Source organism: Prosthecobacter sp. (genome assembly GCF_046154365.1).
In the GTDB taxonomy this organism is placed as follows: domain Bacteria; phylum Verrucomicrobiota; class Verrucomicrobiia; order Verrucomicrobiales; family Verrucomicrobiaceae; genus Prosthecobacter.
Map to the genome: position 1 here is coordinate 81,785 of NZ_JBJXFV010000065.1, position 7,546 is coordinate 89,330.

Here is a 7,546-nt window from a genome sequence, read left to right on the forward strand (position 1 = left end):
CCTCAAGGCTGAACTCGGCCATGTGCAGGAAGCCCTGTGAGATCACACCCGCGTCTCGCGTTCACGGGGACATGCAGACTCTCGCCGTCATCCTTCGCAGCAGCATTGCCTTCGCTATCGTCAGCACCGCTGCCTTCGCCGTCTGGGTCTTCGGCGGTCCGTGGTTCCATCTTCACGGCGGGGAGACGGCCATGTATGCCGCCTGCTGCCTCGTTTTCCTGCTGCTCGCCGGGCTGCTGTTACGGCCAGCGCTGCGCTGGCCTGGCGGGCTGCTGCGGTTCTACGGCTTCTTTTTGCCCGCCTTCCTGCTCTACGCCCTGGCGTGGTGCGCGGCATGGTTCAGCTTGGGAGCGGGTCGAGGAGAGTGGATCGCCTCGCTGATCGGCAGCATGGCTTTCACCATCGCCATGGCGGCGGCTCTGCGCGGCTGGCGTGCCTGGCCCGTCGCTGCGATGGCGGTGTTCATCGGCCACTCGGCAGGGTACTTCGCAGGCGAGCTAGTCTGCTACCGCTCGCTGCACTCCACCGCCAGCGAACTCGCCTGGGGCCTGCTCTACGGCATCGGCTTTGGGGCCGGCATCGGCTACGCCTTCACCGCCATGCAGCGCTCATCCTGGAAACCTCAGTTGATAGTGAATGGTTGATGGCCGGAGCCGCCGCTCCCATGCGCAAGACATTCAGTATCAGGCTATCAACCATCAACTCTGAACCATCAACTGCCGCATCTAGGCTCATGGACACCGGCCTCTTCATAACCAAGGCCACCGCCATCGCGGCTTTCGTCACCTACATCACCGCGCTGATGCTGCACCGCCATGCCGCTGCCAATCGAGTGTGGTGGACGGCAGGCTGCCTCGCGCTGCTCGTTCACAGCGTCTGCGCCTTCCACTTCGTCCATCACTGGAGTCACCACGCTGCCTATGAAAGCACCGCGCAGCAAACGGCCGCGCTCACGGGCCTCCGCAGCGGCAGCGGCCTCTATTTGAATTACCTGCTGTTGCTGGTCTGGCTCGGCGACACCGTCTGGTGCTGGACCGCTCCCGCACGGCACGCCGCCCGGTCACGCTGGATCACTTGGCTGCTGCACAGCTTCCTTGGTTTCATGTGGCTCAACGCCACGGTGGTCTTCGGCCACGGCATGGCGCGCTGGCTCGGCCTGTGTGGCTTCGTTGCGCTATTGATTCAGAGATGGCGGTCTCGCCACACGCTCAATCCACGAAGCTGAACTCATTCAGGTTCAAAATCACGCGGCAGGTGTTTTCGAGGCCTTCGCGTTTGGCGTAGGCGAGTAGCGGCGTGAATTCGTCCGCTGACGGCTCACGGGAGAGTGCGAGGACGAACGCACGCTTGGTTTGCGCTTCGAGATCTTGAGCTTCCTTGGTCACGCGTGCGGCGAAGTGCTTCGCCATCGTCACGGTGAGGCCGTTGTTCATCATGGCGAGGGCTTGGAGGGGGCTGAGGGACTCGTTGCGCTTGTCCACGCGCATGGAGGGATCCGCGCAGTCCATGACGGTCATGAACGGCTGCTGCTGGCTGCGAACGATGAAGCGATAGATGCTGCGTCGCCATGACTTGGGGTCTTCGGGATCGTGCAGGGTGTATTCGTAGTGCGGGCTGTGCTGCGGCTTCTCGATGATGAAGTCCTGGAAGCTCGCGCCGCCCATGCTGAGGTCGAGTTTGCCACTAACGGCGAGGATGGAATCGCGAATGGACTCGGCGTCGAGCTTGCGGCGGTTTTGGTGGGAGAGGAAGACGTTGTTGGCATCGGATGGGGCCAGTCCATCCGAGCGCTGCCGATACGTCTCGCTCATCACGATGAGCTTGTGCAGCTTCTTGAAACTGCCGCCGAGATCATCACGAAAAGTCAGCGCAAGCCAGTCGAGTAGCTCAGGATGGCTGGGCTTGTTGCCCATTCGACCGAAGTCGTTGGCGGTATCGACCAAGCCTTTACCAAAGTGATGCTGCCAGACGCGGTTCACGATGCTGCGCCAAGTGAGCGCGTTGTTTTTGTCCGTGACCCATTTGGCTAAAGCAGCCCGTCGGGCAGATTCGTCGGTGCCTTCGACTTTGAAAGGCAGGCCGAAGAGCTTGCCGATTTGAGTGATGCTTCCAGGGCTGACTTCTTGAGCGGGCTGCTTGATGTCGCCGCGTTTGAGCACCTGGATGATGCGGGGTGTGCCGTGTGTACCTTTGAAGGCACCGCTGCCGTAGTGGACGGCTCCAGCATAGACTTTCTGCGGCGCGGGCAGTTGAGGCAGGGCATCGCGCTGCTTGCGTGCGGCGTGCAGCTTCTTCTTCGTGGCTTCATCGGCCTGCGCGAGCATGAGGGCGTCGCGTTCGCGGATGAGCTCCTGTTTGTCTTCGTCGCTGCGGCTTTCGGGAGCGATGCCGTCGGTGAGATTGGCTTTCCGCCAGCGTGGCGCGGCCTCAATGCTGTCCAGCGAGGTCACCGGGCGGCCCGCAGCGAGGTTGGGGCCGGTTTTGCTGTCATAAACCTCCATCTCGGCCAGTGCGAAGATGTAGTCATTGGCGCGTGGCGCGAGCTTCACGGCGGTGACGCGCACAAAGTGTCCCGTGACGCCATCATCGCCCGCGGTTCCGGTTTCAAAGGGCTTGAGGCCGGGATTGGCAAAGTCGTTCATGAAAGTGGCGTCGTGCTTCCGCCACACGAGTGTGACGCCGGTTTTAAAAGTGGGATCATCGCTGACTTCGATCTTGAATCGCACCGGGAAGCCAAATCCGCCACCGATCTTGCCAAAGTCGTCGTAGCAGGGCTTCAGCACGATGCGCTCGACTTGGACGCTTTTGCCCAGATCGACCTGGACCCACTTCACCGCGTCCTGCGTCGGCGAAATGGCGCTGTGAAAGCCGAAGTCGGGCTTCGCGTTCGGATTCGCGCCTTTTTCGGCAGCGCCGTCGATGCGCTTGCTGAGCGCGGCGTAGGCTTCACCGGCTTTTTTCTTCAAAGGCTCTTCAAGCGCGGCGATCTCGTCGGTGAGCTGCTTCTTCTGCATTTGAAGCGCGGCGAACTTCTGCATCGAGGCGTCGTCGGGATAGTAATCAACGTCGGTGCGATCAATGCCCGCGAAGACGGCCTGAAGTGAGTAGTAGTCCTCCTGCGAGATGGGATCGAACTTATGATAGTGGCACTGCGCACACTGCACCGTGAGAGAGCAAAAAGTGCCGATGGCGTTTTGCACCATGTCATCGCGGTCGAGGTGGCGGGCGATCTTGCCATCGAGTTTCGTCTCCGGCACTTCCGCATGCCCAATGAGATCCCACGGACCTGCCGAGATAAATCCGAGCGCGGTGATGCCATCGGTGGTGCCAGGATAGAGCACATCACCGGCGATCTGCTCTTCGATGAAGCGGGTGTAGGGCTTGTCGTTGTTAAAGGCGCGGATGACGTAGTCGCGGTAGGGCCAGGCATTCATGCGCGGCTTGTCTTTGTCATAGCCGTGCGTTTCGCCGTAGTGGACAAGATCCAGCCAGTGGCGAGCCCAGCGCTCGCCGTAACGTGGTGAGGCGAGCAAGTCGTCCACCAGCTTCTCATAGGGTAGCGCGGTGTATTTCGTGATTTCCTCCGGTGTCGGCGGGAGGCCGGTGAGGTCAAAGTAGAGACGCCTAATGAGAGTTCGTGTGTCGGCAGTAGGTGCTGGTGATAGGCCCTTTTCATCAAGTTTGGCGCGAATGAAGGTGTCGATGGAAAACAAGGAGTGACGACTTCCAGTCGTCTTTGCTGATGGCTGGAAGCCATCACTCCTTGTGAGCGTCTTGAAGCTCCACCAGTCGAGTCTGTCTTCGACTTTGGCGATGTCCACGCCTTCAGGCCACACCGCGCCTTCGTCGATCCAGCGTTTCAAGGTGTCGATCTCCGCGCTGCTGAGCTTCGACTTCGGTGGCATCGCGATTTTTTCATCCGCACCACTCACAAAACGAAACAGCGGACTGTCCGCACTCTTTCCCGCGATGATGTTCGGCGCGTGATCTTCGCCTCCCGTCAACGCGATGGCTTTGATGTCGAGTCGGTAGTCGTTCTTCTGTTTCTTCGCGCTGTGGCACTCATAGCAGTGCTTTTCAAAGATGGGGCGCACCTCGCGGACGAAATCGACCGCGAAGGCGGGCGTGGAGCAGGCGATGAGAAGACAGAGATGGCGCATTATTTCTCATACGGCATCAAAAGCCTCATTTCATGCCACGCGAGTGCGGGACAGCGTGATTCATTCGGCGTCGGCATCTTGCTGCCACTCAGATCGAGCCTATAGAGCGACATGCCCTTTACCTCACTCGGTCTGTCAGCTCCACTTTTGAGTGCCGTTAACCAATACGTCGCGCCAACACCGGTGCAGTCGGCTGCCATTCCGGTGTTGCTGAAGGGTGGCGATGTGCTGGCGACGGCGCAGACGGGCTCGGGCAAGACAATGGCGTTTGTGCTGCCGTTGCTGCAGCGCTGGCTCGCGGCACCGTTGGAGAAGCCGCGCAGAGTTCATACGCTGATTCTTGTGCCCACGCGTGAACTCGCAGCGCAGGTCACGGAGACGGTGTTGCGTTGCGCGGTGCATCTGCCAGAGCGGATCAAAGTCGTGAGCGCGTTTGGCGGTGTCTCGATCAATCCACAGATGATGGCGCTGCGGGGTGGTGCTGATTTTGTGATCGCGACGCCGGGCCGTTTGCTCGATCTCGTGGATCACAACGCGCTGCATCTCGACCACGTCGCTGCGCTGGTGCTGGATGAGGCGGATCGCATGCTCGATCTGGGCTTTGCGGATGAGCTGGCTCGGGTACTGGCTCTGTTGCCAAAGCGTCGGCAGAATTTGCTCTTCTCCGCCACGTTCCCGGATGCCATTCAATCCTTGGCGCAAAAGCTTCTGCACGAGCCCACGCGAATCGAAATCGAGACAGCACCCACGGCGATGCCCGTCATCGAGCAGCGTGCCATCGAGGTGGACGAAGATCAGCGCACGCCTTTGTTACGGCACTTGATCAAGACGGAAGGCTGGAAGCGTGTGCTGGTCTTTGTGGCCAAGCAATACTCCGCCGAGCACGTCGCGGACAAACTGCGGCGCCACGGCATCAGCGCCGTAGCGTTTCATGGGGATCTGAGCCAAGGCGCGCGCGGTCAGGCGTTGGCGGCTTTTAAAGACTCGCAAATCCATGTGCTCGTCGCCACGGATCTCGCAGGACGCGGATTGGACATCGTGCAACTGCCTGTGGTCGTGAACTACGACCTGCCGCGCTCCGCAGTCGATTACACGCACCGCATTGGGCGCACGGGGCGTGCTGGCGAATCTGGATGCGCCGTGAGCTTCATCACAGCAGCCTCTCACGCGCATTTTTGCCTCATCGAGAAGCGCCACCATCTGACCATTCAACGCGAGCACATCCCAGGCTTCGAGCCTCAAGATGAAGCACCGCAAGCATCCAGCACCGGCGGCATCAAAGGCCGACGCAAGAGCAAGAAGGACAAGCTGCGTGAAGCCGCGGCGAGGCAGTCATAGTCCTCAGTATTTCGGGAAGATGGCGGGCGTTGGGAAACGCTCTTCGAGACTGTCGTTGAGGTATTCTTCGCGGGGGACCTGGGCCTGCGGCCAGCTCGCGGGACGCACACGGACGATGCGGGTGGGGCGGATGCCTTCGATGATGAGGTCGGTCTCGAAGCGGATCTGGATGCCGCTGCTGCCAAGCGGGGCTTCGCCGGGCAACTTGATGACGTCGAGGATGGGGCCTTTGGACGCCATATGAGCGGGGCCGTAGCCTCCGTGGGTGTGCTTCAAGGTGTTGGCGACGGGATTCATCAGGGCCGGGCTGCCTTTGGTGAAGTCGGCGTAGAGAGATGGGTCCATGCCGCCAAAGAGAGTCGCTGTGACGGTGGCGCGGCCGAACTTGCCATACTCGACATTGTCGATCCATGCGGCCATCCAGCGGCTACGGATGAAGGCTTTGTGCGTTTCGGTTTGGTTCTTGGCGGTGCGTTGCATGGAGGCATCGTCGAGCCAGATATCGGAGATGTGAAAGCGAGTGAAGATGCCGTCCGGCGTGGGTTTCCAAGTGATGCCGAGTTGGACGGCTTGGCCGCCGAGAGATTTCTTCCCTTCAGCGGGCCACTTGCCTTCGGCGATGAGTTCCTCGATCCCGAGGCATTCGCGGCCACGCCAGACGCGGGTGGCAGCATCGAAGGTCAGCTTTTCTTCGGTGGCCTTGCTGTCTCCTCCTTTCTTTGGTTCGCAGGTGGCGATGATCATGCCCTCTTTGTTCTTGATCTCCACTTCCTTGAGCTTCCAGGTCAAACCCTCGCGCTGGCAATGGCTGGGCTCGTCTTCGAGGAGAAGGACATGATTCTCGGCGGGGAAGATGCCTGCGCCGCGATTGTGATTGGCGTCCTGCTTCCCGCTATCGATTGGCAAGACCGGCACGGCGGAGGTCTTCGGGTCGGGTGGGAGAAAGGCGCGGACGTGCATCACGGTGCCGAGCGGGATGTCCCGTAGATCTGCCGGTGCGCCGTGATAACGAACGATGCCGTAAGGCAACATGGCGAAGGGGTGCGGGTCATTGCGGAAAAACATGCCCGATCCCTGCAGGCGAATGCTGCCGCGGCGGTTCGCATGATCCACGAAGATAAGTTCGCCCCGGTAGGAGTGCGCTTTTTCCAAAGAAGGGAACTTTCCGGCTTCAGGGCGGAAGGGTTCGGTTCCTTGTTCTTGGTTCTTGGTGCTTGGTTCTTCGTTGGCGAAGGTTGCGGACGCCGCGCACGAAAGAGCGGCGATGAGCAGGAAGGAGAGTTTCAGCATGGCAAAATGGAATCGTCTTGAGAGATGTGACTTAACGCTTCTCAAGACCGATTTGTTCATCACCCCCGAGTTCTCGGGGCCTCCAGAGTTCAACATGGAAAACAGTTGGACTACCCGCACCCTGCGACGACATAGAACCCGTAGTTTAGCTCCGTGGTCATCGCCAATTGTAGGTGGTAGCTAAACTCCGTGTTGCAGAAAAAACTCGGACAGCGAATCTCCGCATTGCGGAAGAAACAGGGACTCACTCAAGAGGCTCTGGCGGAGGTGATTGGCTGCTCGGTCGAGTTCATCAGTCTGGTCGAGCGTGGAGTGAATGCGCCTTCGGTGGCTGGACTCCAAGGCTTCGCTGATGCCCTGAAAGTGGAGGTTCGTGATCTGTTCACCTTTGAAGGGAAGAAACCGCGATGAATACCGCCTATCTCTCCAAATTGAATGACACTCTAATTCTGCTTTGTTAGAAAAATTCATTGACATTTTTGGCGGACGCGAGCATTAGGGCGGGCCGCGTGCGCGCATTCTGTGCGCACGCGAGCAAAGCCAACAACCAGCCCAGGCCGACGTACGTCGGCTAGATAAAAAATGAATCGGGGCCCGTCCGGGCTCTGGCTAACCGCCTGTCTTCGTTGATCGAAGACTTCTCCCCTTGTTTCCAAACCAAGTCCGCCGTGAGCGAGCAGCTCGCGGTGCGCTACGTCAGCGGCCTGCTCAGCCAGACGCAGCGCAAGAACATGGAGCGCATGGACGAGCGCTTGGAG

At 59.9% G+C, this 7,546-nt stretch carries 6 protein-coding genes; 4 read left to right on the forward strand and 2 right to left on the reverse strand.

Annotated elements, in window-relative coordinates; genetic code table 11:
- Positions 1 to 71: 71 nt before the first annotated feature.
- Together ACKVY0_RS08000 and ACKVY0_RS08005 are read left to right on the forward strand one after the other, a co-directional pair.
- The gene (locus ACKVY0_RS08000) at positions 72 to 644 is read left to right on the forward strand and encodes a hypothetical protein (protein WP_409214276.1); all 573 of its coding nucleotides are present in this window, start codon (positions 72 to 74) and stop codon (positions 642 to 644) included.
- 89 nt (positions 645 to 733) lie between these two features.
- Complete coding sequence (locus tag ACKVY0_RS08005; protein WP_409214277.1) at positions 734 to 1,225, forward strand: hypothetical protein; 492 nt, start codon at positions 734 to 736, stop codon at positions 1,223 to 1,225.
- Here ACKVY0_RS08005 and ACKVY0_RS08010 read toward each other — a convergent pair.
- A complete protein-coding gene (locus ACKVY0_RS08010) occupies positions 1,209 to 4,160 on the reverse strand; it encodes a DUF1553 domain-containing protein (RefSeq protein ID WP_409214278.1) in 2,952 nt (983 codons plus the stop codon). The genes ACKVY0_RS08005 and ACKVY0_RS08010 overlap by 17 nt on opposite strands.
- 111 nt (positions 4,161 to 4,271) lie before the next feature.
- Here ACKVY0_RS08010 and ACKVY0_RS08015 point away from each other — a divergent pair, with 111 nt between their 5' ends.
- Positions 4,272 to 5,498: a DEAD/DEAH box helicase gene (locus ACKVY0_RS08015; protein WP_409214279.1), complete on the forward strand. Its 1,227-nt coding sequence runs from the start codon at positions 4,272 to 4,274 to the stop codon at positions 5,496 to 5,498.
- A gap of 3 nt (positions 5,499 to 5,501) precedes the next feature.
- Here ACKVY0_RS08015 and ACKVY0_RS08020 read toward each other — a convergent pair whose 3' ends face one another.
- Positions 5,502 to 6,788: a hypothetical protein gene (locus ACKVY0_RS08020; protein ID WP_409214280.1), complete on the reverse strand. Its 1,287-nt coding sequence runs from the start codon at positions 6,786 to 6,788 to the stop codon at positions 5,502 to 5,504.
- Positions 6,789 to 6,977: 189 nt separating this feature from the next.
- Between ACKVY0_RS08020 and ACKVY0_RS08025 the strand changes: the two genes are divergently transcribed.
- On the forward strand, positions 6,978 to 7,199 hold the full coding sequence (locus ACKVY0_RS08025) for a helix-turn-helix domain-containing protein (RefSeq protein WP_409214281.1): 222 nt from the start codon (positions 6,978 to 6,980) through the stop codon (positions 7,197 to 7,199).
- Positions 7,200 to 7,546 lie beyond the last annotated feature (347 nt).